The organism is Rossellomorea sp. FM04394, assembly GCF_041889765.1.
In the GTDB taxonomy this organism is placed as follows: domain Bacteria; phylum Bacillota; class Bacilli; order Bacillales; family Bacillaceae_B; genus Rossellomorea; species Rossellomorea aquimaris_B.
The window spans coordinates 3899508-3925297 of the sequence record NZ_CP168654.1; the positions used below are offsets into that span (position 1 = coordinate 3899508).

A 25790-nucleotide genomic window follows, 5' to 3' on the forward strand; every position below is an offset into this window, starting at 1 on the left:
CTTTTCCAGTTGGAAGAGGTTCATTCGGAGGGGATTCACATCTGCCAACTGAAACCATTTAACTTTCATGGGTTTTCGTCATATAATGGTTGGGTAGGATTTAACTTAGAGAAGACGAAAATTACTTTATAGGACTGATATAGAATGTACAATAAGGAAAAAGTGTTTGAAGAATTATCAAAGGTGATGCATTCTGACAATATCAAACGTGACGAATTGTTAAGAGAGCATCTGTATACGAAGTTAGGCGGAAAAGCAGATTTCTTCTTGACTCCGACCACATATGAAGAAGTTCAAAACATCGTGAAGCTGTCAAATGAAGTGGATGTCCCATTTACATTATTAGGGAACGGATCGAATTTGATTGTAAAAGATGGTGGAATCCGTGGGATCGTTCTTCATTTAAAGAACTTCACAGACATCAAAACGACCGATCAACTGATTGTCGCTCAAAGTGGCGCAGCGATCATCGATGTGTCGAGACGTGCGTTAGCTGAAAAATTATCAGGACTTGAATTCGCCTGTGGTATCCCGGGTACCGTTGGTGGTGCTCTATTCATGAACGCCGGGGCTTATGGCGGAGAAATCAAAGATGTTCTGGATTATTGCCATGTCGTCGACCGCGATGGGAACCTGGTAAAACGTACAGCCGCAGAATTGGAGCTTGATTACCGCCACAGCAATATCTCTGAAAAAGGCGATATTGTACTGGAAGCAACCTTCAGCTTGAAGCCTGGCGACTACGAAGAAATCAAGGCCGTCATGGATGACCTCACTGACAAGCGTGAATCCAAGCAGCCGCTGGAATATCCATCTTGCGGGAGTGTCTTTAAACGACCACCTGGTTACTTTGCCGGTAAGCTTATCCAGGACAGTGAGCTTCAAGGAACGAACTTCGGTGGCGCTGAAGTCTCCACGAAGCACGCCGGTTTCATCGTGAATAAAGACAATGCGACAGCCTCTGATTATATTTCACTTATTGAACACGTTCAAAAAACAGTGAAAGAAAAATTTGATGTGGAACTTGAACGGGAAGTACGCATCATCGGTGAAGATCTAGAATAAAAAAGTCAGGAATCATTTGATTCCTGACTTTTTTATTGGCCATACAGCATCATCGGCGATACAAATCCATAATTAATGATTGAAACGCTTGGAGCAATAGTTGTATCCCCAATGTTTGAAATGTGTACTGGATGAACGGAAATAAACCGAAAAAAACAGCCTAAAAGAGTTTTAGACTGATCAGGGTTTATTCGATTTGGTTGTTTACACTATCTTTTTTTGACAATGGGGGCGGGCTTCGTTCTACGGAATTCCCTGAGCTTGATTACTTGGGATTGAGATACTTTCGCATCCAGCTCATATGCTTCACGAGCTTTAAAGTAGAGTAACGACACAGCTAATGCCCTCCTTTATAAAATAATTAGTTTCTTATTACCCGATAAATTCTAAATAAAACCAATATAGAAGAAAAAAATCAGACGTTTTTCACTTTGCCTTATTACCATGATCATGACACCTTTTGTCAGAAGCTATAATCCCACAGGATCTTCCATTCTCCTTCTTCCAGTGCCACGTAACAGATTTGACTGATGGTCAGCTCTCCGAATTGACTGTCAAAAAATAAATCGACCTCTGCTTTTCTTACATTCTTGAACGTCAGGCCTTCCTCGTTAAACGTGAACTTCTCTAATTTCTCTATTTTTCCCACTTCCACCTCAAACTCGTCTACCCCCATATGCCCCATGAATACATGGTTCTTCGTTTGAATGTAAGAGGATTTAGGGAATTTGTTCTGCATTTCCGGATGAAACAATTCCCACGCATTTCCGAAATCACCGGATTGTTCAAATTGATAAAATTCCTTGATGACCTCTTCTGGTGTATCAGGTTCCCGGCTTTCCCCCACCATCATGAATAGGGCCACTACGATCAGAATGGACGCAATCGCCCCAATGACCAGAGGAACCGGGCTTTTCCTTCTCATAGCTCCACCACTCCCTGTCTATAGTAATCTTTATGAGGGACTTGCTGGATGTATGAAAATAAAAAAGCTCTACGAAGTTATCTTTTCGTAGAACCTTTTATTGGAGTGAATGTAGAATTCTTTTCCAGCTTTTGAATCAATTCTTCTTTTTTCTCTAAGATGAAGGCTGTCAGCTTTTGGTTAAATTGTATATCAAACAGCATGGCCGCTTTGTCGAGATAAGGTAATGCTTCCTTGTAACGCTCTTGCAGCTCCAGGTTATACCCTATATGATAATTTAATTGAGCAAAACCATATAAGGTTTCTTCTTCAATGATCCACCTGATGCCTTCTTCACAGTATTCGATGGATTCCTGATACTTCCCCAGTCTTGTTAACACTCTCGCAGTATTATATAAAAGCCGTGTTTTAATCGATTTATCGATGAGCTGGTCATTGTATTTTAAAGCATCATTCACTTTATGATAGATTTCCAATGCTTTCTCATAATTATTTCTGCCGAATTCAAGTATCCCCATACTGATGAGAATGTTCATTTCTCTTTCTGACATGGCTTTTTTTATATCAAGGGTAAGTGAAAGTGCTTCCTCTAGGATTTGTAACGCTGTTTCTCGGTCCTTTTTTACTTCAATCATATAAATTCCCTTATGCCAGTAGAGGAGCTGGAGGTTGGTTTCATCTTTTAAAAATAGTGGGTTCTTCTCCTCCGTTTTAACTATCTCAATGATTTCATCATATTTTAATTTTACTCTGAGCTTCTTTAACTGTCGCTCTACTTCCTTAACATAATCCAGGCGGGGTGTCATCCCAATCTCAAAAAAGTAGTTTACATCCACTCCGAGCTTCTTTGAAATTTGATAAAGAGAAGTAGCACTCGGATAGATGTCTCCTTTTTCGATCCGGCTGATGAGAGCTTGTGTGCAAATCCCATCGGCTAGTTCACCCTGAGTCAATCCGACTACTTTTCTGAGCTCTTTAATCTTGGTTCCAATGACTGAATAATCCACACTCTCACCACCCTTAAAATATTAATATATTTATATTTTAACAGAAAACGAGCAATTTTTTTAGGGAAATCCTCATACATCTCCCCTCAAGCCCATAGACCGACAATACATACATTTCAAATCTATGTTTTAATATACCTAACGACAAATTACAATACCTTTGGACGGCACTTCTCCTTGTGGGAAGTGCTCTTTTTTTTGAGGGACGGACCTCACATTCCAACGGCTATATACAAATGGTGCCAGGCACAAAAAAGAGGTTCTATGCCTGGCATCCCATTTCGCAATATTAATATTTTAATAAATATAAAGATAACAGAGTTATTCGTAAGAAACGCCTCTAAATATCAACCAAAATCGCACCTTAACGACAATACACGGTTTATCAATCTATGATTTAATATACCTAACGACAAATTACAATACCTTTGGACGGCACTTTCCTTAATGGGAAGTGCCCTTTTTTTAGGGACGGACCTCTACATGCTTTCATACATTTCTATAGGAAGTCCATCTGGATCTTCAAAGAAAGTGAAACGTTTATGAGTATATGGATCTATCCTTATTTCTTCCGTTTCAATCCCTTTTTCAGTTAGAAGATTTACACTCTCCTCGATATCCTCCACTTCAAATGCTAAATGACGTAACCCTTGGGCTTCTGGATAGCTGGGACGTGCTGGTGCGTCAGGGAATGAAAATAATTCGATGACGTATTCACCATTTAACGCTAAATCAAGTTTATATGAGTCCCTTTCCTTCCTGTATATCTCTTGTTTTATTTCAAAACCCAGTTTGTTGACGTAAAAGTCTTTTGATTGATCATAATCTGAGCAGATAATGGCGATATGGTGGATTTTCTTAAAGTTCATTGTCATGGGTCACAAGCACCTCCTGTTTTTGTCGAAAAAAAGAAGCAGCCCATAGACTGCTCCTCCCAATTCTTTATTACTTCATCGCATCCGTCAATACAGGTACGATCTGCTTCTTACGTGATACAACACCTTTTAAAAGGGCTGTATTGTTTTGTAGGGTTACATTGAATGCTTTTTCCACTTCCGCTGCTTTACTTCCAAGAGCCAATGCCGTTGAGTCATTTTCCAGGATGTCAGTGACAACCAGCAGGAAAAGATCCAGTCCTTTTTCTTTGATCAGTGTTTCCATCGCAGCTTCGACTTCTGCCTGACGTCCGAATACGTCATTCACATCGACAACGTTGATTTGAGCCACTTCAACTTTCGCGTTACCCATTGAAAATTCTTTCGCATCAAGGGTTACAAGCTCCGCCACTGATTTCGTGCTCATGTTCGCACCGGCTTTCAGCATTTCCAATCCGTAAACTTGAGCATCAACTCCAGCGATTTCAGCCAGTTCGTTGGCTGCTGCTACGTCTTCGTCCGTGCAAGTTGGGGATTTGAATAATAAAGAGTCTGAAATGATTGCTGAAAGCATTAATCCAGCCATTTCCTTCGTTACCTCTACTCCTTTTTCCTTGTAGATCTTGTTTAAGATCGTTGCCGTACATCCAACTGGCTCTGCACGGTAGTATAAAGGATCTGCCGTTTCGAAATTGGCGATGCGGTGGTGGTCGATGACTTCAAGAACGCGTACTTCCTCGATGTCTTCTGCGCTTTGCTGACGCTCATTATGGTCAACAAGGATGACCGTATCCGTTTCACCGGCAACCTTTTCAACTAAACGAGGTGCGTCAACGTTAAAGTAATCAAGGGCATATTGTGTTTCACCGTTCACGTCACCTAAACGTACAGGCTCAACGTCCATCCCGATCTTTGTCTTCAAATCAGCATATACAAGTGCAGACGTAATCGTATCTGTATCTGGATTTTTGTGTCCGAAAATAAGTGTTTTACTCATCATCATTCTCCTAACTCTATGTAATGGTCATCTTTGATTTCATTTTCTTATATTACCATATTTAAAAGCAAAACCGTATCCGTTGGGAAAGATTTTTTCCAGTGATTATGAAGGCAATATTCCCAAATTCTGTGTTATACTAGGTGGACAAAGAGGTGACAAATGGCATGGATCAGGTATTACAAGCCATAAGAGAGCTGCAGGGGCAAATGACACGTTTTGAAGACAATATGAATGAACGCATGACGAAATTAGAAACCCGTATGGATAATCTCGGATCCAGAATGACCGTCCTCGAAGAAAATCAACAAGACATCCAGGATAACATCACGATTCTGGTAAAAGAAAACTGGGATCACAAAAAAGATCTCCATAAAGTAAAACGACGAGTGGGGATGGAGCAGTAACCTCAAAACTTTTCACTCCCACTCTTCCCACTTAGATAAACTTCAGCAATAACCACCTATCACATACCTGACCACTTTTCATTCAATCTCACTCATGATTTCCCTCCCTATTTCATCTTCATATTCTTCATACATAGGAGCCAGTTTCTTCATCCATTCTTCTTTTTCCGAATTCAACAGAATGTGGACATCCAAATCAGTATTTCTTTTTAATTCACGCAAATGATCATCATTGATTTCGATGGAGTGCCGGCGGATCCAATCAGTCGTTTGCTTCATCGCTTCATCAATTTCCACTCGGTACTCTTCAGGCAAGTCATCCCAAAATTCTTCATTCATTAATACGACATAGCCCAAATAAGAATGGTTGCTCACTGTAAGAAACGATTGATGGTCATAAAGCTTCTTCGAGTAAATATTCGAAATGGTATTTTCCTGTCCATCTATAAATCCTACTTCTAAGTTCTCGTATATTTTATTAAAAGGCAGGTGACTTACGGCAGCCCCCATCCTTTGATATTGTTCTTCTATCACTTCACCGGGCATCGTACGGAAGTGGAGACGGTTGAAATCACCCGGCCTGATCAAGGGTCGCTGATTATTGGTGATTTGCTTAAATCCGTTATACCAAAAGGTTATTCCTTTCACGTTTTCTTGTTTTTCTAGCTTTCTCAGTAATATCTCTCCCGCGTTCCCTTCAAATGCCCGTTGAACATCGTCATAACTAGTAAAAGCAAAGGGTAAGTCAAACACACTATACTCCGGAACATAGGCAGAGACTTTAGACGTGGCAGGGATGATCATTTGTACATTATTATTTTTAAGGGCATTCCATTCACTGATGTCTGAATAGAGCGATCCGTTCGGATAAATTTCAACCTTCACTTTCCCCTTGGTATTCTTTTCGACGAGGGCTTTAAAACGCCTGATCGCTTTTCCTTTCGGTGTGTTTTCAGAAACAACATGACTGACTTTTATGACGATGCCATCTTTAAGCTTTTCTTGATCGTCATCATATTCCGAGGTAAAGCCGTTCTGAGATTGAAATCCGACAAAATAGGCTGTAGCGATTCCTGTTAAAATAAACACCCCTATAAAGAAAAATGTTCTCATATTTGGACCTCCCCTCTCTCCGTTCTATTAAAAATGGTACAATAACTTTGAATGAAGAGGAAGGAATATTCAGAATGAATCGAAAACAAATGCCCATTCGTTGGAAGATGACGATATTATCCTTTGGTGTCGTCCTGTTTGCGCTCATCATTGGATTTATTATATTTGTCGGAAAATCGATTGAAATGAAGAAAGAAGAGTTAGGAAACCAGGCACTTATTACAGCCAGGACGGTAGCGAATCTTCCTACCGTTCAGAGCCATCTCGAGGATTCCGGAGGATGGGGTGAAATCCAGCCCATCGTAGAAAATATCAGGACCGTAAATGGCTCTGATTATATCGTTGTCCTCAACATGAACCGGATCCGTTACTCACACCCGTCGGATGAGCAGCTTGGGACCATCTCTGCCGGAAAGGATGAAGGTCCTGCTTTTGCCGAGCATAGTTATGTGACGACAGCCAAGGGGGAAATCGGTACGGCGGTCAGGGGGTTCGTGCCGATCATGAACGATCAGCACCAGCAAATCGGTGTGGTCATTGTAGGTATCCTGCTCCCTTCTACGTTCGATATAATGAAGGATCTTAAAAATGAACTCATCATTATAGGCACCATCACCCTCCTCTTCGGCATCATTGGTTCATGGTTACTGGCAAGACAAATAAAGAAAGATACCTTTCACCTTGAGCCCCATGAAATTGGAAAACTCCTGGTGGAAAGGACCGCTACTTTTCAAGCCATGAATGAAGGGATCATTGCCATTGATAATCAAAAAAGGATCACCGTCTTCAATGAGAAAGCCAAGGACATCTTGGTATTAAAAGGAGACCCGACCGGAAAATCCATTCAAAAGGTACTTCCTTCTTCAAAATTACCGGACGTGTTACACAAGAAGGAACCGGTTTATCATGAAGAAATGAGATTAGGGAACAAGATCGTATTAAGCTCCAGGGTTCCAATTTTTGTAAACGAGGACATCGTCGGTGCCGTTGCCGTGTTTCAGGACCGGACGGAGATGACTCAACTGGCGGAAGAGCTGACCGGAGTGAAAGAATTCGTTGAGGCATTGAGGGTCCAAAACCACGAACACCAGAATAAATTACATACCGTTGCCGGTCTGATTCAATTAGAAGCAGGAGAGAAAGCTCTCGATTATATCTTTCAATCCTCTCAAGAAGAGGAACACCTCACTGCCACCCTGACCCGGCAGATCAAGCTTGATAGTTTGACAGGATTACTATTGGGCAAGATCAGGAGAGGAAATGAAATGGGAATAAAAGTAAAGGTCGATCCCGATAGCTACCTGGAATCCCTTCCCCCTCTTCTGGATGAACATGATTTTGTCATCATCTTAGGAAATCTCATTGAAAATAGCTTTTATGCCATTAAAGAATCTGGAGAAGAGCCCAAAGTCATCCATGTCTATTTAAAGGAAGACCCTGATACTTTTCATATAGAAGTAGAAGATAATGGTACAGGAATGACGAAAGAACAGCTTCCCCACTTATTTCAAAAAGGATACACGACCAAAGGAAAAGACGGCTCGGGCATCGGACTCTACTTGATTGATAGCATTATAGAGAAAGCAGACGGTCATATTAAAGTGGACTCAACCCCAGGTGAAGGGACGTTATTCCAACTCACTTTTCCAATGAATGGAGGGAACAATCATGAAGGAGCCGATTAACGTACTACTTATTGAAGATGATCCAATGGTTCAGGAAGTCAATCGAATGTTCATAGAACGTGTACCCGGCTTTACAGTGTGTGCGATTGCCGGAAATGGACAGGAAGGTGCGGACAAGGTTGCATCCTTTAAGCCTGACCTTGTTCTCTTGGATAATTTTATGCCTAAACAAAATGGTCTTGAAACCTTACAAGCTTTCCGGCAGCAGGATACAGACGTGGATGTGATTGTCATATCAGCGGCACAGGATAAAGAAACCATCAAGATGATGATGAGACTCGGAGTATTCGATTACATCATTAAGCCTTTCAAGTTTGAACGGTTGAAACAAGCTCTCGAGAAATATCAAATGTTCAAACATCAAATGGCTGGAGAAGGACCGGTGGGTCAGCAGGAATTAGATCGGCTTCAGCGTGTTCCCTCCCCCATCGAACCACAGGAAAAGAAAGAAGAATTACCAAAAGGATTGAACCAGCAGACGTTACAGCAGATCGTTCAATTTATAAAAGACCAAAAAAGCCCCTTATCAGCAGAAGAAACCGCTGAAGGAATCGGCATCGCCCGTGTGACAGCACGAAGATATTTAGACTACTTACAGAAATCAGGACAGGTTCAAATCATGATCGAGTATGGCGGTATTGGACGCCCGATCAATCGATATCAATGGCAGTAAGAATGAATGAGGACACGCCTCATTCTTTTTTTTATTCTCCTCAACCGCACTCCCGGACCAAAAAGACCAAAACGTCCTTTAAGTTCTAAATATTCTCATTTTAATTTGTAAGCGTTACCATATTTAATAGGTAACTTAAAGGAGGACGAATCGATGAAAAAATTAAAATGGATTTCGATAATAGTCATCATTTCATTACTACTGGCGGCATGTGGAAGTGATGGCGCAAGCGGAGGCGATTCAAGCGGTGGCGGTGATTCTTCCAGCCAATCCATCGTATTTGGTACAGGTGGGACGTCAGGTGCTTATTATGCGATTGGCGGATCATTAAAACCGATTTTCGAGGAAAGTGATTCGATCGGGAATGTAACAGTTGAATCAACAGGAGCTTCTGTAGCCAATATCCAGAACATCACCGACGGCCTTAATCAAATGGCTATCGTCATGAGCGATGTCGCCTATGACGCCGTAGAAGGAAAAGGACAGTTCGAAGGCAATAAAGTAGAGGTGCAGGCTCTCGCAGGCATGTACCAAAACGTTGTCCAGGTTGTCGCTATGTCTGATAGCGGAATTAAGAGTATAGAAGATTTAAAGGGTAAGAAAGTGGGAGTCGGTCAGGTAGGTTCCGGCGTGGAACAGAGTGCGAAGAAAGTATTGGAAGCGGCCGGTTTATCATATGATGACCTTGAAAAAGTCACTCACACGGGGTACGCGGATTCTGTACAGGAAATGAAAAATGGTACACTTGATGCCGCATTCTTCACATCAGGTGTACCGAACAGTAATATCACAGACCTTATGCAGCAAAATGATGTATCGTTTGTTGAAATCAAAGGAGATCTTGCTGATAAGCTAATGGAGAAATACCCATTCTATAAAACATTTACGATCGAGTCAGGAGACGAGGCAAAATACAATCTGGATTCAAAAGTCGAAACAGTCGGCATCCAAAATATGCTGATTGTATCGAAGGATGTAAGTGAAGACACAGTGTACGACTTAACAAAACGTTATTACGACTACTTAGGAACAGATGCAGTTGCGGTTGCACCGCTTAAAGAAGTCAACCGGGATGAAATGGCGAAGGGCCTCATTGCTCCATTGCACCCGGGGGCGAAGAAGTTTTATGAAGAAAAAGGATTACTGGAATAATCGAGAAAGGGCATCAATCCTGGTGCCCTTTTCATTCTATCTATGAAAAAAAGAATCCTGGGTGCCTCAGCCCTGCTCCTTCTTACCCTTCTCGCCGTTGTCCCGATGAACACGATGGTCTTATCCTACGAGAATAAAAGTATAGTAGTGCAGCCTTTTTTAAACCAGAAGGAAGTGTCCATCCGCTGGACACATTCTGTAGAAAAAGAAGATTGGGAAGAATTTTTTCTCATTGAAAATACGACCATCACCTTGACCTCCACCCGTTTCAAAACGTTTGGTGCCGGTGTCCCGGATGACGCAGGCGAGGACACATTTATCAAAGACGGATGGGTGTATATGACGGATATCCATCAACCGGTTGGAGACTCATTGCGCTTCCAGACAGGTAAAAATACGAATCATCGTATCTCATTTAATGAACGAACTTTAGTACTTGATTCACAGCGGTCCTACCAATTATCGGTGAGGTCCGTCCCTATGTATCAACTGATTTATATGATTGTTAATGATTAAGCGAGGTGACTCATGATGAGAAAACAAAAGAATACATCCGTGGAAGAGTTGGATCGGGAGGGAAATACGAGAAGCGGGTTTCCCAAAGTGATCGGGCTGTTCATTTTAGTATTGGCAGCCGGGATTGCACTTTTCCATCTATACACGTCTTATGCAGGGGCGTTAGTCGATGTAAAGCAGCGAAGCATCCACTTGTACGGATTGATGGCGATTGGATTTATCCTGTACCCTTTTATCAGTAAAAAGAAAGGCCTCCCTGTTCCATTTTATGACTATATCTTAAGCGGGTTGTCCTTATTCGTTGGTATTTATATGTTATTCAGTGCAGAGCGGATCATTAAAATGGGGGGACAAATCAACGATACCGATTTCATTGTCGGGATACTCGTCATTGTCCTTCTCCTCGAACTTACAAGGCGTGTGACCGGCTGGGGATTGACCCTTCTTGCCCTTGGATTTTTAATCTATGGTCTTTATGTGAAGCTGGCCATTTATCCGGAATTGAATTCTCAAATCACAATGACCGTGACAAAGAAAATGATATCCCAGCTTGTTTACATTACCGAGGGGATCCTCGGTACAGCGATCGGCGTATCGGCAAGCTACATCATTCTCTTCATCTTGTTCGGAGCATTCCTTAGCCGCTCAGGCATGGGGAAATTATTCAATGACCTGGCACTGGCCGTCGCTGGTCATACAAAAGGCGGTCCTGCAAAAGTTGCCGTCATCGCCAGTGGATTTCTCGGCTCCATCAATGGTTCGGCTGTTGCCAATGTCGTGACAACCGGGGCTTTCACCATCCCATTGATGAAAAAAATCGGCTATAAGAAAGAATTTGCAGGGGCTGTTGAATCCGCTGCAAGTGTCGGTGGGCAGATCCTTCCCCCAATCATGGGTGCAGCCGCCTTCATTATGGCAGAGAATCTAAATATTCCTTATACCAAAGTGATCTTGGCAGGTATCATCCCTGCACTGCTATTCTACATCGGCATCCTGCTTCAAGTGCACTTTAGAGCTTCCAAACGTGGATTGCATGGAGTACCGAAATCAGAATTGCCATCCGTGAAAGCAGTACTGGCCGAAAGAGGACATTTAATCATCCCGATGGTGATTCTCCTGTACTTATTATTCTCAGGAAAAACACCATTCTACGCTGCGTTCTGGTCTATTTTGGCAACGATTATCATTTCCGGTTCGAAGCAGGTTCTTACTTTATCAAGCCTACTGGGAGTATTTTTCATTTTCCAACCACAATTGAATAGCCTCCTTTCGGGAGAAGCCATCCCTCCCCTTAAAAGCGGATGGTGGGAACTCCTGTTGATCGTGGTGATACCTTTAATCATCAATCTCGTTAGAAAAACAAAAAATCTGGAAGCTGAAGAAATCGGCTTAAAGGATTGCGTACAAGCATTGGAAGAAGGAGCGAAAACGACGATTCCGGTTGCGGTCGCGTGTGGTGCGGTTGGGATTGTCGTAGGAGTTGCCTCACTGACTGGAGTGGCACTGGAGCTTGCAAACAGTATTGTCGGTATTGGTGAAATGATCGACAGCCCGCTCCTTCAGCTCATTATTACGTTACTGCTGACAATGGTCACTTCCATCGTGCTGGGAATGGGTTTACCAAGTATTCCAACCTATATCATCACGAGTACGATGGCAGCACCGATCCTTTTACAGCTGCCATTGTTCCGTGAATTGGCCGGGTCGACGGAAACGGCTGTGTTTGTTGCTCACATGTTTGTGTTCTACTTTGGAATCTTCGCCAATATCACCCCGCCTGTCGCACTGGCAGCGTTTGCCGGAGCAGGCATCAGTGGCGGTGATCCGACTAAGACCGGATTCCAGGCGATGAGACTTGCCATTGCAGGATTTATCGTTCCGTTCATGTTTGTGTTCTCCCATGAAATGTTGATGGTGGACGCATCTGTTACGAGTATTCTTGTCCTGACCGTAACATCTGTTATCGGAGTGTTCCTGTTATCCGTTTCCATTGAGGGCTATTTCAAAAAGAAAATCCCTGTCAGTATGCGCTTGATTAGTGCTGTAGCCGCTTTTCTCCTGATTTATCCCGGCTGGGTGACAGACATTATCGGCTTCACCGTCTTCGTCTTTGTCCTGTTTTGGAATTACCAGGGAAAGGGTAAACCGATGAATAAAGAGATCAATATTCCAAATTAAATGAGGTGGATGTTAATGGATTTTGGTTTAAAAAATAAAGCAGTGATTGTCACTGCTTCCAGTAAAGGATTAGGAAAGGCAACGGCGCTCGAGCTTGCAAAAGAAGGAGCGCACGTGCTTATTTCAAGCCGAAATGAAGAAGAGCTTCAATCTACTGCAAAAGAGATCATTGAACTGACAGGGAATCAACAAGTCTATTTCGCCACATGTGACATGACAAAGCCGGAAGACATTCAAGCACTTGTTGAAACAGCAGTAAATAAACTTGGAGGTGTCGACATTCTCGTCAACAACACAGGAGGTCCACCTGCAGGGGGCTTCCAGCAATTCGATGATGAAGACTGGCAGTATGCCTTCGAGCTCAACCTGCTCAGCTATATCCGTACCATCAGAGCGGTTATTCCCCATATGAAAAAGAATAAGGGCGGACGGATCGTCAATATCGCTTCTTCCTCAACGAAGCAGGCAATCGATGGTTTGATTTTATCCAACACCTTCAGAACAGGAATCGTCGGATTATCGAAGAGCTTATCAAGGGAACTGGCCAAGGATCATATTCTCATCAACACGGTGGGTCCTGGTAGGATCGCAACAGAACGAGTGGCTCAGTTGGATCAATTAAACGCAGATAAACAAAATGTTTCTCTTGAGGAATTTAAGAAGCAAAGTGAAAAAGCGATTCCGATGGGAAGGTACGGCGAGCCTGAAGAATTTGCCCGGGCCATTACCTTCTTAGTTTCAGACGCCAACACTTATTTAACCGGTCAATCCCTCGTCGTTGATGGCGGATTGGTTACCGCACTATAAAAAAAGCAAAGCCCCAATGGCTATTACCATTGGGGCTTTGCTTATTCTGTTTATACCGTAACTTTCCCACCGTTAGGCTCGCAACCCGTCCGTATGATCATCTCAATCGTCTCATTCGACATATCCAAATGGGACACCCCGGTACCTTCCATCAGGTCTTGAGTATTGCGATCATCAAACGTCAACGCCCCCGCCAGATACACCTTGAACACATCAATCAAGGTATTAAGCTTTACTTCCTCTTCATCTAACTCGTACTCACCCGTGTTTTCAACGACCGATAAGTTTTCATATTGAAGAGCTTCTTTTAACATCTTCAAAATCTCGATGTTCTCAGGAGGATTCGGATTCGTAATATGATAGATTTTGTTCGCTTGGGCTTTTTCTGGAGCCAGGCTTAGAATGTCCGCCACATAATCCACGGGAACAAGATTGGAAGTTCCGTTTTTCGCCGCAACGAGTCTGTAGGTCCGCTCTTCCCCCTTGCGCCTTGCAGTCTTACGCTTGAAAACCCCAAGGGCACGCATAAACCCATACAGAGTGAACTGAGAATCCGCTTCGCCTGTTTTTGAATCACCAACAATGATAGCCGGCCGGAAAATGGACACATCCATTTTGTCTCGATAAGAAAAAACAAGATGTTCCGATTTCACTTTGCTTTCCTCGTATGGGTTGTGAAATTCTCCATCTGCCGGATAAAGCTCCTCTACCCCTTCTGCAAGCTTCCCGACCGTGTACGCCGTACTCACATAATAAAACTTCTTCACACCAAGAAGTGAAGCCAATTCAAGGATATGTCTGGTCCCATCGTAATTAGCAGCAAACAATTCATCACGCAGCTCCAAATCAAACTTCACCAGGGCAGCGAGATGATAAACCGCATCTATTTTTCCTGTCAACCATTCAAGGTCATCCCTGCTCAGACCGGCATCGGGAATGGTAATGTCCCCTTGGAATATGTGAATTCTCTTTTGCTCATCCGCTTCAAAGGAATCTCTTAATCTTTCAGCCTTCTCTACATTTCTCACTAAAATATAGACTTCGTTCACTTTATTTTGTAAAAGGTTCTTGATGAGCCTTCCACCAAGGAAACCTGTCGATCCCGTTAAAAATAAATTCAAATTGATCACTCCTGTTGAATTTCAACCACAAGGGCTATTTTGTCTATCATAGCACATATTGAAAGCGGAATCGTTGTGAATGAGAGAGTTGGAACATGATGTCAAAAAGAGGGACGGACCTCCAGAGGTCCGTCCCTACCTAATCCATAAAAACCGGTGAGCATATATCTGCTCACCGGTTCAGGATTACCAGCTATCATAAAACCTCTTCGTCACTTCTACCGTATGCGTACTTCCTCCAGCATCTTCTACATCTTCAAGAAGCATGGCGAGCACCATTGTCGGGTCATTCTGATCGTAGGATACAAATAATCCATTTTCCGCCCCGGTTGTCCCCTGTTCTGCCTTGATTTCTGCCGTACCGGTTTTACCGGCGATCGCTTTCCCTTTTACACTTGCTTTTCCTGCAATTCCTTCCGTGACAACTTTTCGGAGATCCGTTTTCAGCAAGTCCGCTTGTTCTTTCGTCAGCAGGTTTTCTTTCCAAACCTCATGCTCTTCATCCTTTAGAACCCTCGGCTTCATCATGTTCCCATCGTTGATGATGCCGCCATAGGCACTGGCTAGATGTACGATGCTCATGAGAACTTCCCCTTGACCAAAGGCTGAATCGGCCAATTGAACCTCCTTGGAGATGGTTCCGTCATTGGAGATCTGCGACTTGTAGATGGGATAGGAAGTGGGAATCTCGTCTCCAAAACCAAAGTCTTTCAAACCGGCGATAAAGGTTTCTGCCCCCATCTCCAACCCGACTCTTGCGAAATATATATTATCCGAGAATTTCAACGCGCTTTCCAAATCCACCTTACTGTCATTGTCAAAGACACGGACGACCTTGTAATTTCCCCAAGAATCATCCTTCTGCCACTTCTTACCCTTTATATCATAGATCTTATTTGGATCTAACTTTCCGGATTTCAATCCAACAGAAGCTGTGATTCCCTTCATTGTTGATCCAGGTGAATACGCAATTGGAAAACGGTTGCGTAATGGCTTTTTCGGATCGTCCGCCAATTTTTTGTATTTTTCAGAGGACATACCTAAAACAAAATCATTCGGATCATAGGCTGGTGTACTGACCAATGCCAACGCTTCACCAGTTTGGGGATTCAGGGCTGCCGCGGTCCCCGCTTCATTCTTCATCTGTTCATAAATTTTCTTTTGCATGTCGGCATCGATGGTCAAGGTGATGTTTTTGCCATCTTCCACCGGTTGTTCTGCAACAGTGACTACTTCTTCAGATTCTTGTTTTTTCAAATAAATCCGCTGTCCATCTTTTCCCCGCAACTGATCTTCGTATACTTCTTCGGCACCGCTGAGACCCAGAAGTGATTGAGGGGAATAACCTTTATCTTTTAACTTCTCTAACTTTTCTGCATCGATTTTACCGATATAGCCTGTAAGGTGGGCGACAGCTTCTCCATATGGGTATTCTCTTGCAGGCACCCGCTTAGAGTACAGACCGCCTAATTCTATAACTTCCAGAGCCAAAGGACGCTCGGTAAGGGCAATCTTTTTAATCGGTACAAAAAATTCAGGTTTCACCCAGCTTTGATCAAGTTTCCCCTGAATGGATTCCGGTGACATATCGATCAGGGATGAAAGCTTCTTTAAGTCACTCTCGTTGAATTCTTTTGGTACAATCCCGAGTTCAAACGCTTCTCCATTCATGGCAAGAGGCTGTTGATTCCTGTCAAGTATATCACCACGCTTGGCGGTTATACTCTCTACGCCTACTTTATCTCCCTTTTCCAGTTCAGGCAGGATAAAAGAAGGTTCCCATTCTACAAACCAATTTTCATCTTCACCCTGTTTTTCTTTTGTTAAAGTGATTTCTTTATCATAGGAAACCTCACCAGCCAAAGTTTTGAACGAAATAGTCAACGGAAATTCCGCTTTTGTTTCTTTATCCCAGTCCACTTCTTTTTCCGGTTTTTTAAAAGATATCTTTACATCTCTCACTTCTAAATCTTCATAGATGTCCTTGTATCTTGTGACGTAATCTTCCTTCTTAAATGTGTCTTTCGTTGTGGTGGTTAGGTAACCGGTGAACATGTCATCGAACTTTTCTTTGTTCCAAAGGTCCACGTATTCCTGCAAGCGATCATCAGGCTTAGGCTTTTCTTGACATCCGGCGACCAACAGACTGGCAACTAAGAGACAAAACAGCATGACTTTTCTATACATATGTACGGACAACCCCTATATTAGACTTTTCATTCTACTTCTAATTCTTTCAAAAATAACAAATTTTTTCAAATTTAATGTATCTATATGCTTGTATCTCTCTGTTATGATGATGACCTGAAAGGCAGCGATATTTGTCTATTTTGAATAGCGCCAGATATCTCTCAATACGGCACATATCCCTTCACTAAAGCCAGATTATGCGCACCTCTCACCCACTAAAAAAACCAATTTCCACCACCTTTTCCTCACAATCCCCAGCTTTTCTCACCCATACATAATGCAATTCTTAAAAAATTTGTTATAATAGTACATCGTAAGAGTAATAAGGAACAGAATCCTAAGATTATATCTTGCAAATATATATCGATAGGTGGAAATAAACATGAAAAATTATAGAGTACTACTGTATTACAACTATGTAGACATCAAGAATCCCGAGGAAGTCACTGCTCAGCATAAAGAATTATGCACGGAGCTTGGCCTTATGGGACGCATCCTGATTTCATCTGAAGGAATCAACGGAACATGTTCCGGAACGATTGAACAAACAGATGCATATATGGAAGCGATGAGAAAGGATCCTCACTTCTACGACACTGTGTTCAAAATCGACGAAGCAGATGGTCATGCCTTCAAGAAATTGAAAGTTAAGCACCGTCCAGAGTTAGTGACACTTCGTCTTGAAGATGATGTGAATCCGAATGAACTTACTGGTAAATACCTTGAACCAAAGGATTTCTTTGAACAAATCCAGCAGGAAGATACGATTCTTCTTGATGCACGCAATGACTATGAATATGAATTAGGGCACTTCAGAGGTGCCGTGAAGCCGGATATCAAAAACTTCCGTGATCTTCCGAATTGGGTCCGTGATAATAAAGATAAACTGGAAGGCAAGAAAATCATCACGTACTGTACAGGTGGTATCCGCTGCGAAAAATTCTCAGGCTGGTTAGTGAAGGAAGGCTTCGAGGATGTAGCACAGCTTCATGGTGGAATTGCAACCTATGGAAAAGACCCTGAAGTAAAAGGTCAGCTATGGGACGGCCAGCTATACGTATTCGATGAGCGCATCGGTGTTCCTGTCAACCAGACAGAGCATGTCGTTGTCGGGAAAGACTTCTACACAGGTGAACCTTGTGAACGCTACGTAAACTGTGCGCACCCGCCTTGTAACCGAAAAATTCTTTGCTCTGAAGAAAATGAGCATAAATATATGAGAAGCTGCTCCGATGAGTGCCGCAAGAGCCCTGAAAACCGCTACATTAAAGAGCATGGTTTAACTGAGGAAGAAGTGGCAGAGCGTTTGGCAGTGATTGAGAACGAGAAGGAAACTGCGACGATCTAATGAATATATGAAAAAGAACCGGCTGTAATGAGCCGGTTCTTTTTTAGTTGGCTCTTTTCGCAAAGATTGTTGTTTTTAACATGAGTCCTGCAAAGCTCTGTCAATTAGTTACTTACCTTAGATGAGATTGTTTGCTAAAAAGCTTGTTTAATTTTTTTTCGATTAAGGATTTATGCTTAAAAAGTTGATTCTCGCTGCAGGATGATCGACTCCTGCGGGAATAGCTGGATAGTACGAAAAGCGGAGGGGCTTTGCTCAGGGGCGACAAACATAAGACGAGTCTGCCGGAAAGGCGCACTTTGCCTTTTTGGCAGACTTGGCTTATGACCTCGAGCCCCTAAGCCCGTAGCTGGACAGGTGAGACCCCACAGGCGCAGCCGAGGAGGCTCACCGCCAGCCCCGCGGAAAGCGAGCATCCTGGAGCGGAAATCAACTAGTACTTTCTTATCTGCACTAGCAACAAACTTTACGAAAAGAGCCTTTTAGTTAATATGTTTTATCCATTTTGAGCCATTGAAGAACCAACCATAATCTTTTGGTTGATGCAATAAAACAGAAAATAGAATGTAATTCCAACGACATCATATCCTACATCTAGTAAACAACCGGTTCGTGAGAAGTACAGCTGTGCAATCTCAGTAAACAAACCAAAAGCAACGGAAAGAATAAATCCAATTGAAGCTTTCCTAACAGCAAGGTGAATGACGAATGCAAGAAAGAAGAAGGCGATGGCATGCCCTGATTTTTGGGTTAAATAGGCTTGGCTGTAAAAGGGGTACGAGTGAAAATCAAGGAAACTCAAAAAATCCGGATCAGGATTCCATTGAAAGGATGGTCGTCCCTCAACGGCAAGTTTTGTAATACTCTGGGTACAAGTCAGGATGAATACAAAGCTACAATACATAAAAGCCACTAGTAGACGCAACGCTAATCACTCCCTCTAAAATTAGCGTTGACCATCCCGTAGCTTTTTAAATCATTTGAATACAGAAAAAAGCCATCGAAATCAATCGATGGCTTGATATTGTTGAGTGTTATTTCATCAACTTCTCAACAACAACATCACTTACAGCATTTTCTCCGCCAAGGATATGGAAATCCTTCGCTTTCATCTCTTCAATGGCATCAGAAGTGACAGCTGGAAGATCATTAGGCTGTACTAAAAGCATAGAAGCATTTTCTTTAGCTGCAAGGACAGAACCTGCCAATGCATCGGCAAAATTCTTTCCAGTCGCTAAGTATACCTTGGTTGATGGATTAAGTTCAGTCGCGATTTCTGCTGCCGTGCCGTAACGGTCTTGACCGAAATAGCGAGTCGCATCAGGAAGTGATTCCATTACATCCTTGCTTACTACAGCTTCTCCACCGGCTACAATCGTACTGTCGATCCCTTTTAGAGCTTTCTTCGTTTCAGCTGGTAGTTTATCAGAATCCGTCAATAGGATCGGGTATCCATTGCTCGCTGCATAAGAAGCGATGGCAAGGGCATCAGGGAAGTTTTGACCGTTTGCCACTACTGCTTTCTCAGGGGATCCCCCAAGACTCGCAGCAATGTTCACAGCCGTTTCCCAACGATCATCTCCGCCGATACGATCGACATCAAGACCCATTCCTTCTAGCTGATACTTCACATAGTTACTTACAGCACCTTTTCCACCAAGAATAATGACATTCTTAGCACCAAGACGCTCGATTTCTGCTTTAGCCGCTTTATTTAATGTACCTTTTTCCGTTAACAGGATCGGCGCATCATGTTTGTATGCAAGAGGAGCTCCTGCAAGTGCGTCAGGGAATGAATCTCCGCGGGCAAGGATAACTGTATCTGACATTTCCCAACCTTCTTGTGAAATTTCAACGGCTGTCTCGTAACGAGTATCACCAGTCAGACGTGTCACTTCCGGTGCTTCTTCTTGTACGATGCGATCTTCGATAGCCGGTGAAATAGGGCTGTTTTTCTCAAGGTAAGAAGTGAACACCTCAAAATCGACAACGAATAATTCCGTCATGCGGCCTTCTTCTTTCGCTTCCTTGAACATTGTATATCCGTCTCCACCATCGGCAGTGAATGCGTTTGTTGCCACAGAGTACATCATTTCAGGGTCAATCTCTTCAAATCCGTCGTCAGTCATGACTTCTACATGCCACACACGTTCTCCGGCAGGTTTAGTCACATCATACTTATAGTTGATACCGGATACTTGAAGGAATTCACCTGGTGCGTCTTTTCCTTCGACTCTGGCTACACTGTGTTCAAGGGCAGCTACGATTTCTTCGCCGGTCAGGTCAAGTGTCACAAGATTATTTCCGAATGGCATCGTCGTCAGAACTTCTCCAAGTGTGATATCACCAGCATCGATTGACGCACGGATCCCTCCACCGTTTTGAAGGCCAATATAGGTTTCCACAAACTCATTTGCCTTCGCAACCATACCGTCGGCAATCAAGTTTCCTAGGTTTGTTTCTTTTCGGCGTACATCTGCACGTTCGCCATCAAGAGCTACTTTTGTGTTCCCAACCACTTCTTTTTTCATTTCATCAAGCGGCTTTTTGAACTCTTCTACCTTCGCAAGAGCCTCAGCATCCTGTTCATAGCTTTCAAGGTCCAGCACTTCTCCATTATGGCTTGTTACTACACCTTCATCATCGAATGATACATCCAATAATCCAAGCAGGTTCAAATATTCACCAGCTTGAACAATCAATGTCGGCTCTTCCTTCTCAATGACCACAGGCTCATCAAGAACCGTATGGGAATGCCCACCTACGATGACATCGAGTCCATCCACTTCCTCAGCCAATTCTAAGTCATTCGAGTATCCAAGGTGAGAAAGGGCGATGATTTTGTTGACGCCTTTATCTTTAAGCATCGCGATCGTGGCATTCGATTTTTCAACTGCATCTTCAAAGACAACATTTTCTCCCGGGTTGGAGATGAATTCTGTATCTGGAGTCGTTAATCCGTAGATTCCCACTTTTTCTCCATCTACTTCTTTGATCATGGCTGGATAGACGTTGCCGCCGTCACCTGGTTGTCCGATTTCATTTTTGAAAAGGGGCTCCAAATCCGTGTCGCCTGTAACGGTAACGTTTGATGACACCATCGGGAAGTTCATGTTTTTAATGAAGTCTGCAAGGGTTTTAGAATCTTTATCGAATTCATGATTACCAAGTGTCATGGCATCGTAGCCAAGCTCGTTCATGAAATGTAGGTCAGCTTGTCCAAGATATTGACGGAAATAAAGGGTTCCTGAGAATACGTCACCGGCGTCTACCAGTAAAGAGTTCGCTTTTTCAGTGCGCAGTTCGTTTACTGCTGTTACTAAACGGGGATAGCCTTCAACATGAGCATGCGTATCGTTGGTATGCATGATCGTTAAATCAAAATCTTCCCCTTCTGCTGAGGCTGCAGTTGCCGGGGATACTGCAAAAATCGCAGCGGCCAGAGCTGCAGTTGATAATACACCGTATAAAGGTTTTTTAATATTCATTTGGTTAATCCCTTCCCTTTCATATGTAGGTTTTTGTCGAAATTTCATCCACAAAACCCATTATATAGTAACTCTATGACAAAATGTGATAATTTTACTAAATATTAAAACAAATCTGGTTCTTTTTACATATCAGGGCAGGGGAGGAATTCCCCCGCCTTTTTCTACATTCTATTTCTTTAGCTGCTTTACAACTTCTTCACTAACGGCATTTTCCCCACCAATAACACGAAAGTTAGAAATATCATCCATATCAATTGCTTCCATAATATCTTCTGGTACTTCCTCTTTCTTCACAAGAAGGATTTCAGCACCCTCTTTTGCTGCAAGGACCGAACCTGCCAGAGCATCGGCAAAATTAGTCCCTGTTGCCACAATTGCATTGTTAGTTTGAGGAGTTAAGTGTTTCGCAATTTCAGCTGATGTTTCATAACGGTCCAGCCCACTATAACGGGTCGCTTCATCAAAGCTTTCAAAAATGTCTGTACTGATCGCATTTTCGCCACCCACGACGATTTTTTCATCAATATCTTTTAATACTTTACTAGAGGCTTTTGACAACTTGTCTTGAGCAGATAGTACAATCGGATATCCATTCTGTGCGGCATAAGAAGCAACAGAAAGGGCATCGGCGAATTGGTAGGCATTTGCTACAATCGCTTTTTCAGGATCTCCATCCAATTTGGCAGCGATATTTGCCGCTGTTTCAAATCGATCGTCACCTGTGATACGGTCTGTTTTCAAACCTAATCCTTTAAGCTGATATTGAACATACTTGGATACAGCACCTTCGCCACCAAGGATGATCGCTTTCTTCGCACCTAAACGCTTGATTTCATCTTGTACCTCAGCGTTCAAACTGCCTTGCTGCGTCAATAAGATCGGTGCATCATGTTTGTAAGCAAGCGGAGCACCTGCAAGGGCATCAGGGAATTTATCGCCTCTCGCAATGACCACTGTTTCTGCAGACTCCCAGCCTTTTTTAGAAATCTCAATGGCCGTTTGGTAACGATCATCGCCTGAAATGCGTTCTACCTTATTTTCAAACTGAATCTTAGCGAGGACAGGATCGTGGTCACTCGCACGTCCATCTTCTTCACTAAAATCAGAGTTGATGTTGATACTATCGATCATCGTTGTTTTTGCCAGATTATTCGTCACTAGAATATGATCAAGAACCTGAGAGTTCCCTTGATAAATATACGTGTATCGTTCCTCTGCAGGGAGCTTTTCCATCAGATTGGTCAACACGTCCCCTTCCAGTGTATTGATCGGGGCAGAGAATTCGAAGTCGTTCAAGTCACCAAGGACCACAACATTTGCATCTTCGACCTTTTCGTTCACATCATTTACAAAATCATTCAGTACCTCGGCTTGTTTCAGTCGCTGTACCTCACTGCCAAGCACAACCGGATGATCTGCACCGAATAAAGCTCCGTCTCCACCTTTGGAGTTAAAGTGGTTTGCTACGACGATGACCTTTTCACCGTTAAACATAAATTCGGCTGCCAAGGCTTTACGCGAATCATCAAATGCTTCGTTTGTTGGATCGATGCGTCCCGGGTTATGAGTAAGTCCATCTTCATTTACACCCACGGAAGTCACCGCATCCCCGGCCTCTTTATCAGTCAGTTGGACACGCTCCGGATTGTAGATGAAACCAACACGGATGTTTCCACCAGGCTGCCCGCCATCAGTTTTATCGACAGGAGCGATATCGGTGAATTCATAAGTCGGTCCTCCGGCTTCTTCAATGGCCTTGATGATCGTTTCGTATGATGCACTTGCATCCGTCGTACCATCATCTGTTGGTCCATTATTATCCTGAACCTCGACCAGGCCAATGATATCCGGCGTTTTCATATTCGAAACAATTGAGTCAGCAATCTTCTCAACTTTACTTTCTTCGATTCCGGCATAGAAGTTTTCAATATTATAAGAAGCGATCGTTAGATCTTCTGCTTCCGGAGTGATCGACGTTACTTCCTGCGTTGTTCCTCCATCAACTACAGTAGGGAAAGTTCCTGTTGGACGGATCTTAAAGTTGCTATAATCATAGCTTACGTTTCCGGTGACGGAACCATCCAGCATATCACCTGTTTTCACATTGATATTCATTCCATCCACGTCGATCAGCATGCGCTCAGGATTATAATCTTCAGGAGAAATCAATACTCCCTCCGCTCTTGTGCGAAGCTGATCTTCGCTTGTATTCACAACTACAGGGAGTTCATCATATTTCACCGGACCTGTAATCGTGGCATCCGGGATCTCAATCAGCATTCCTTCAAGACTTTCATAAAAGTCCAGTCCGTCTGTTTCCGGATCAAATGATTTCATTTCATCATCTTCAATGATTTCTGTCGGCGGTACGCGGTCTACACCCATCACGATTGCTGCAGGTACTGTATTGTCTGATGATTCTACAGTAACGGCTGATGCCGTGATTTGAGTTGTGAGAAGATCTTTGGCATCTGAATATCCATCTTCTCTCCACTCTTTTACTTGTCCGGCCACGTTTACCTTGTCCCCGACTTTTACAGAATTGCCTTTCGCATAAACATAGATCCCTTCAGAAGTCGCCAGACTATCGTCCGGTGTCTCTTCCTGCATATAAAAGGCATTGGATCCGGCCTTCGCCGTCACAATTCCTTGAACGTTAGAGACAGTCATGTTTTCGTAAGGAGAGGCATGGGAATCCCCTTGAATATCATGAATGCTTAAACCATCAGCTGATTTAAGGATTTTATAAGAAAAAGTGGAAACTTCGCTTGTGCTGCCATCTTTTACAACAACTGCTTTAATCGTTGCATCTGCAGTAAGTTCGATCGGTGTTGTATATTCAGGACTGGAAGCTGTCGGGTCCGTCCCGTCCATTGTGTAATGAATCGCTCCATCTTCCGTTGCCGTTTGAAGTGTGACCTTCGTTCCTTCCACAACAGATCCTGAAGCCGGATCAGCCGTTACGGAGAAGGCCGTTTCAATGACATCTGACGTGTTACGCGGGACCAGTTTATATTCGTCAAAGTTATAGTCCACCACGCCGCGAAGGATTTCGTACGTTTTGCCAATTTCAAGCATCGTACTATCAGTTGGTTTGATGACGAACTCACCGGAGCTGTCTGTCGCCGTGAAGTTACCGTTGCTGTCTTTCGATTCCACGGTCACATCCGTAAATTCAACATACATCCCTTCGTGTTCTTCACCATATTCTGCTGAGAGATCTGTAGAAATTAGGGAGGCAGGTGAAGGAACCCCCTTGTCTTCTTCTGTAATTTCAACGTTTGGAGCAGTCGCTTCGATTTGCTGCATACCATAATAATCGCCAAGTTTTCCCTCAGCTACTACTTCATCACCCGGCTCGGCAGTAAGTCCGCTGGCACGGACGATGACACCTGCAGTACCATCCTGGATGAACAGGTTCGTTTGTCCGCCTGCTTCAAAGGATGCTGTCGCAATACCTTGTACTTTAACAACCGTGCCTTTAGGGGCTGTGCGTGCTTCAGCGATGGTGGATAGTTCAATAGGGGTTGGTTCAGGAGCCGGTTCATCTGATAGATGCGTACCGAGATTACTGAATACATCCTTGCCTAAATTCGTCCATTCTGCAGATGGATCGAAGGCATCGGTTACGTCTGTATCTCCTGTCGTCACGGAGTCATTGCGAGTAATTGAGACATCAGCTGCAAAACTGACCTTTACACCTGTCTGACCGATAGAATCAATAATGTTATCATTCTTTTTTAAGGTAATCGGATCGTCACCGTTAAAATTAATCACGTAACTATCCACAATATCAGCTTGGGCAAGAATTTCAGCATCTGCATCTTTATGGGCAATCACGAAAACTTCTCCTGCATCAAGTGTTCCGGATAACGGTAAAATCTTATCGGTGGTCACCGCACCATTGCTATGTAATTCTAAGGAGTAATTCGATAAATCAATTGCTTCACCTGTACCGTTATAAAGTTCAATTGCTTTATTGTAACTGGATCCTTCGATATATTCAGAAATGATTAAGTCCTGAAACGCCTCGTCTGCAGCGGATACGTGCTGAGATAGAGGAGGTGCAAACATGCTTAAGGCCATACTTGAGGCAACTGTTACACTTAACAATTGACGCTTCATTGTTTTCCCGTTCATTTTCTTCCCCCTGTTCGTAGTTTAGTAAAGTGGTAGATTCGCCACATCTACCAGTATACAACAGGATTTGTCATAATAGTGTAAAAATAGGGTAAATTAA

General features: G+C 43.1%; 20 protein-coding genes. 9 read left to right on the top strand and 11 right to left on the bottom strand.

Going from position 1 to position 25790, the window contains the following annotated elements; all coding sequences use genetic code 11:
• Positions 1-144: 144 nt before the first annotated feature.
• A complete protein-coding gene (murB, locus tag ACCB35_RS19650) occupies positions 145-1065 on the top strand; it encodes a UDP-N-acetylmuramate dehydrogenase (RefSeq protein ID WP_044338369.1) in 921 nt (306 codons plus the stop codon).
• Between the two features lie 209 nt (positions 1066-1274).
• Here murB and ACCB35_RS19655 read toward each other — a convergent pair whose 3' ends face one another.
• The 5 genes from ACCB35_RS19655 to ACCB35_RS19675 form a co-directional block, all read right to left on the bottom strand.
• Positions 1275-1400, bottom strand: coding sequence for a hypothetical protein (locus ACCB35_RS19655; protein ID WP_299743027.1), 126 nt, complete (start codon positions 1398-1400; stop codon positions 1275-1277).
• A 128-nt stretch (positions 1401-1528) separates the two neighbouring features.
• A complete protein-coding gene (locus ACCB35_RS19660; protein WP_374054963.1) occupies positions 1529-1990 on the bottom strand; it encodes a hypothetical protein in 462 nt (153 codons plus the stop codon).
• Positions 1991-2067: 77 nt separating this feature from the next.
• Positions 2068-2997, bottom strand: coding sequence for a helix-turn-helix domain-containing protein (locus ACCB35_RS19665; protein WP_374054964.1), 930 nt, complete (start codon positions 2995-2997; stop codon positions 2068-2070).
• A 479-nt stretch (positions 2998-3476) separates the two neighbouring features.
• Positions 3477-3866, bottom strand: a complete 390-nt coding sequence (locus tag ACCB35_RS19670; protein ID WP_374057080.1) for a VOC family protein — start codon at positions 3864-3866, stop codon at positions 3477-3479.
• Positions 3867-3942: 76 nt separating this feature from the next.
• Positions 3943-4869, bottom strand: coding sequence for a manganese-dependent inorganic pyrophosphatase (locus tag ACCB35_RS19675; RefSeq protein WP_374054965.1), 927 nt, complete (start codon positions 4867-4869; stop codon positions 3943-3945).
• 167 nt (positions 4870-5036) lie between these two features.
• Here ACCB35_RS19675 and ACCB35_RS19680 point away from each other — a divergent pair, with 167 nt between their 5' ends.
• Positions 5037-5276 carry a hypothetical protein gene (locus ACCB35_RS19680; RefSeq protein ID WP_374054966.1) on the top strand — a complete coding sequence of 80 codons (240 nt, stop codon included), beginning with the start codon at positions 5037-5039 and terminating at the stop codon, positions 5274-5276.
• A gap of 78 nt (positions 5277-5354) precedes the next feature.
• Here ACCB35_RS19680 and ACCB35_RS19685 read toward each other — a convergent pair whose 3' ends face one another.
• Positions 5355-6389, bottom strand: a complete 1035-nt coding sequence (locus ACCB35_RS19685) for a DctP family TRAP transporter solute-binding subunit (protein WP_374054967.1) — start codon at positions 6387-6389, stop codon at positions 5355-5357.
• Positions 6390-6463: 74 nt separating this feature from the next.
• Between ACCB35_RS19685 and ACCB35_RS19690 the strand changes: the two genes are divergently transcribed.
• From ACCB35_RS19690 to ACCB35_RS19715, 6 genes are all read left to right on the top strand, one after another.
• Positions 6464-8074, top strand: a complete 1611-nt coding sequence (locus tag ACCB35_RS19690; protein ID WP_374054968.1) for an ATP-binding protein — start codon at positions 6464-6466, stop codon at positions 8072-8074.
• Positions 8058-8747, top strand: a complete 690-nt coding sequence (locus tag ACCB35_RS19695) for a response regulator (protein ID WP_374054969.1) — start codon at positions 8058-8060, stop codon at positions 8745-8747. The genes ACCB35_RS19690 and ACCB35_RS19695 overlap by 17 nt, the downstream gene beginning before the upstream one ends.
• 153 nt (positions 8748-8900) lie before the next feature.
• The gene (locus ACCB35_RS19700; RefSeq protein WP_374054970.1) at positions 8901-9899 is read left to right on the top strand and encodes a TAXI family TRAP transporter solute-binding subunit; all 999 of its coding nucleotides are present in this window, start codon (positions 8901-8903) and stop codon (positions 9897-9899) included.
• 42 nt (positions 9900-9941) lie between these two features.
• The gene (locus tag ACCB35_RS19705; protein ID WP_374054971.1) at positions 9942-10415 is read left to right on the top strand and encodes a DUF1850 domain-containing protein; all 474 of its coding nucleotides are present in this window, start codon (positions 9942-9944) and stop codon (positions 10413-10415) included.
• Positions 10416-10427: 12 nt separating this feature from the next.
• Positions 10428-12593 carry a TRAP transporter permease gene (locus tag ACCB35_RS19710; protein ID WP_374054972.1) on the top strand — a complete coding sequence of 722 codons (2166 nt, stop codon included), beginning with the start codon at positions 10428-10430 and terminating at the stop codon, positions 12591-12593.
• 15 nt (positions 12594-12608) lie between these two features.
• Positions 12609-13400, top strand: a complete 792-nt coding sequence (locus tag ACCB35_RS19715) for an SDR family oxidoreductase (RefSeq protein ID WP_374054973.1) — start codon at positions 12609-12611, stop codon at positions 13398-13400.
• Between the two features lie 50 nt (positions 13401-13450).
• On the opposite strand, the gene ACCB35_RS19720 is transcribed toward ACCB35_RS19715, so the two are convergent.
• On the bottom strand, positions 13451-14521 hold the full coding sequence (locus ACCB35_RS19720; protein WP_374054974.1) for an SDR family oxidoreductase: 1071 nt from the start codon (positions 14519-14521) through the stop codon (positions 13451-13453).
• A gap of 186 nt (positions 14522-14707) precedes the next feature.
• On the bottom strand, positions 14708-16708 hold the full coding sequence (locus ACCB35_RS19725; RefSeq protein WP_374054975.1) for a penicillin-binding transpeptidase domain-containing protein: 2001 nt from the start codon (positions 16706-16708) through the stop codon (positions 14708-14710).
• A gap of 385 nt (positions 16709-17093) precedes the next feature.
• Here ACCB35_RS19725 and ACCB35_RS19730 point away from each other — a divergent pair, with 385 nt between their 5' ends.
• A complete protein-coding gene (locus ACCB35_RS19730) occupies positions 17094-18059 on the top strand; it encodes a rhodanese-related sulfurtransferase (RefSeq protein ID WP_374054976.1) in 966 nt (321 codons plus the stop codon).
• Between the two features lie 496 nt (positions 18060-18555).
• Here ACCB35_RS19730 and ACCB35_RS19735 read toward each other — a convergent pair whose 3' ends face one another.
• The 3 genes from ACCB35_RS19735 to ACCB35_RS19745 form a co-directional block, all read right to left on the bottom strand.
• Positions 18556-18984 (bottom strand): VanZ family protein, encoded by a 429-nt coding sequence (locus tag ACCB35_RS19735; RefSeq protein ID WP_374054977.1) that lies wholly within the window; start codon positions 18982-18984, stop codon positions 18556-18558.
• 109 nt (positions 18985-19093) lie between these two features.
• Positions 19094-21547, bottom strand: a complete 2454-nt coding sequence (locus ACCB35_RS19740; protein WP_374054978.1) for a cell wall-binding repeat-containing protein — start codon at positions 21545-21547, stop codon at positions 19094-19096.
• A 171-nt stretch (positions 21548-21718) separates the two neighbouring features.
• Positions 21719-25690: a cell wall-binding repeat-containing protein gene (locus ACCB35_RS19745; protein WP_374054979.1), complete on the bottom strand. Its 3972-nt coding sequence runs from the start codon at positions 25688-25690 to the stop codon at positions 21719-21721.
• Positions 25691-25790 lie beyond the last annotated feature (100 nt).

Coding starts and splice junctions, on each gene's coding strand:
- murB (WP_044338369.1), top strand. CDS start 145: ATGTACAATAAGGAAAAAGTGTTTGAAGAATTATCAAAGGTGATGCAT.
- ACCB35_RS19660 (WP_374054963.1), bottom strand. CDS start 1,990: ATGAGAAGGAAAAGCCCGGTTCCTCTGGTCATTGGGGCGATTGCGTCC.
- ACCB35_RS19670 (WP_374057080.1), bottom strand. CDS start 3,866: ATGAACTTTAAGAAAATCCACCATATCGCCATTATCTGCTCAGATTAT.
- ACCB35_RS19675 (WP_374054965.1), bottom strand. CDS start 4,869: ATGAGTAAAACACTTATTTTCGGACACAAAAATCCAGATACAGATACG.
- ACCB35_RS19680 (WP_374054966.1), top strand. CDS start 5,037: ATGGATCAGGTATTACAAGCCATAAGAGAGCTGCAGGGGCAAATGACA.
- ACCB35_RS19685 (WP_374054967.1), bottom strand. CDS start 6,389: ATGAGAACATTTTTCTTTATAGGGGTGTTTATTTTAACAGGAATCGCT.
- ACCB35_RS19690 (WP_374054968.1), top strand. CDS start 6,464: ATGAATCGAAAACAAATGCCCATTCGTTGGAAGATGACGATATTATCC.
- ACCB35_RS19695 (WP_374054969.1), top strand. CDS start 8,058: ATGAAGGAGCCGATTAACGTACTACTTATTGAAGATGATCCAATGGTT.
- ACCB35_RS19700 (WP_374054970.1), top strand. CDS start 8,901: ATGAAAAAATTAAAATGGATTTCGATAATAGTCATCATTTCATTACTA.
- ACCB35_RS19705 (WP_374054971.1), top strand. CDS start 9,942: ATGAAAAAAAGAATCCTGGGTGCCTCAGCCCTGCTCCTTCTTACCCTT.
- ACCB35_RS19710 (WP_374054972.1), top strand. CDS start 10,428: ATGATGAGAAAACAAAAGAATACATCCGTGGAAGAGTTGGATCGGGAG.
- ACCB35_RS19715 (WP_374054973.1), top strand. CDS start 12,609: ATGGATTTTGGTTTAAAAAATAAAGCAGTGATTGTCACTGCTTCCAGT.
- ACCB35_RS19725 (WP_374054975.1), bottom strand. CDS start 16,708: ATGTATAGAAAAGTCATGCTGTTTTGTCTCTTAGTTGCCAGTCTGTTG.
- ACCB35_RS19730 (WP_374054976.1), top strand. CDS start 17,094: ATGAAAAATTATAGAGTACTACTGTATTACAACTATGTAGACATCAAG.
- ACCB35_RS19740 (WP_374054978.1), bottom strand. CDS start 21,547: ATGAATATTAAAAAACCTTTATACGGTGTATTATCAACTGCAGCTCTG.
- ACCB35_RS19745 (WP_374054979.1), bottom strand. CDS start 25,690: ATGAACGGGAAAACAATGAAGCGTCAATTGTTAAGTGTAACAGTTGCC.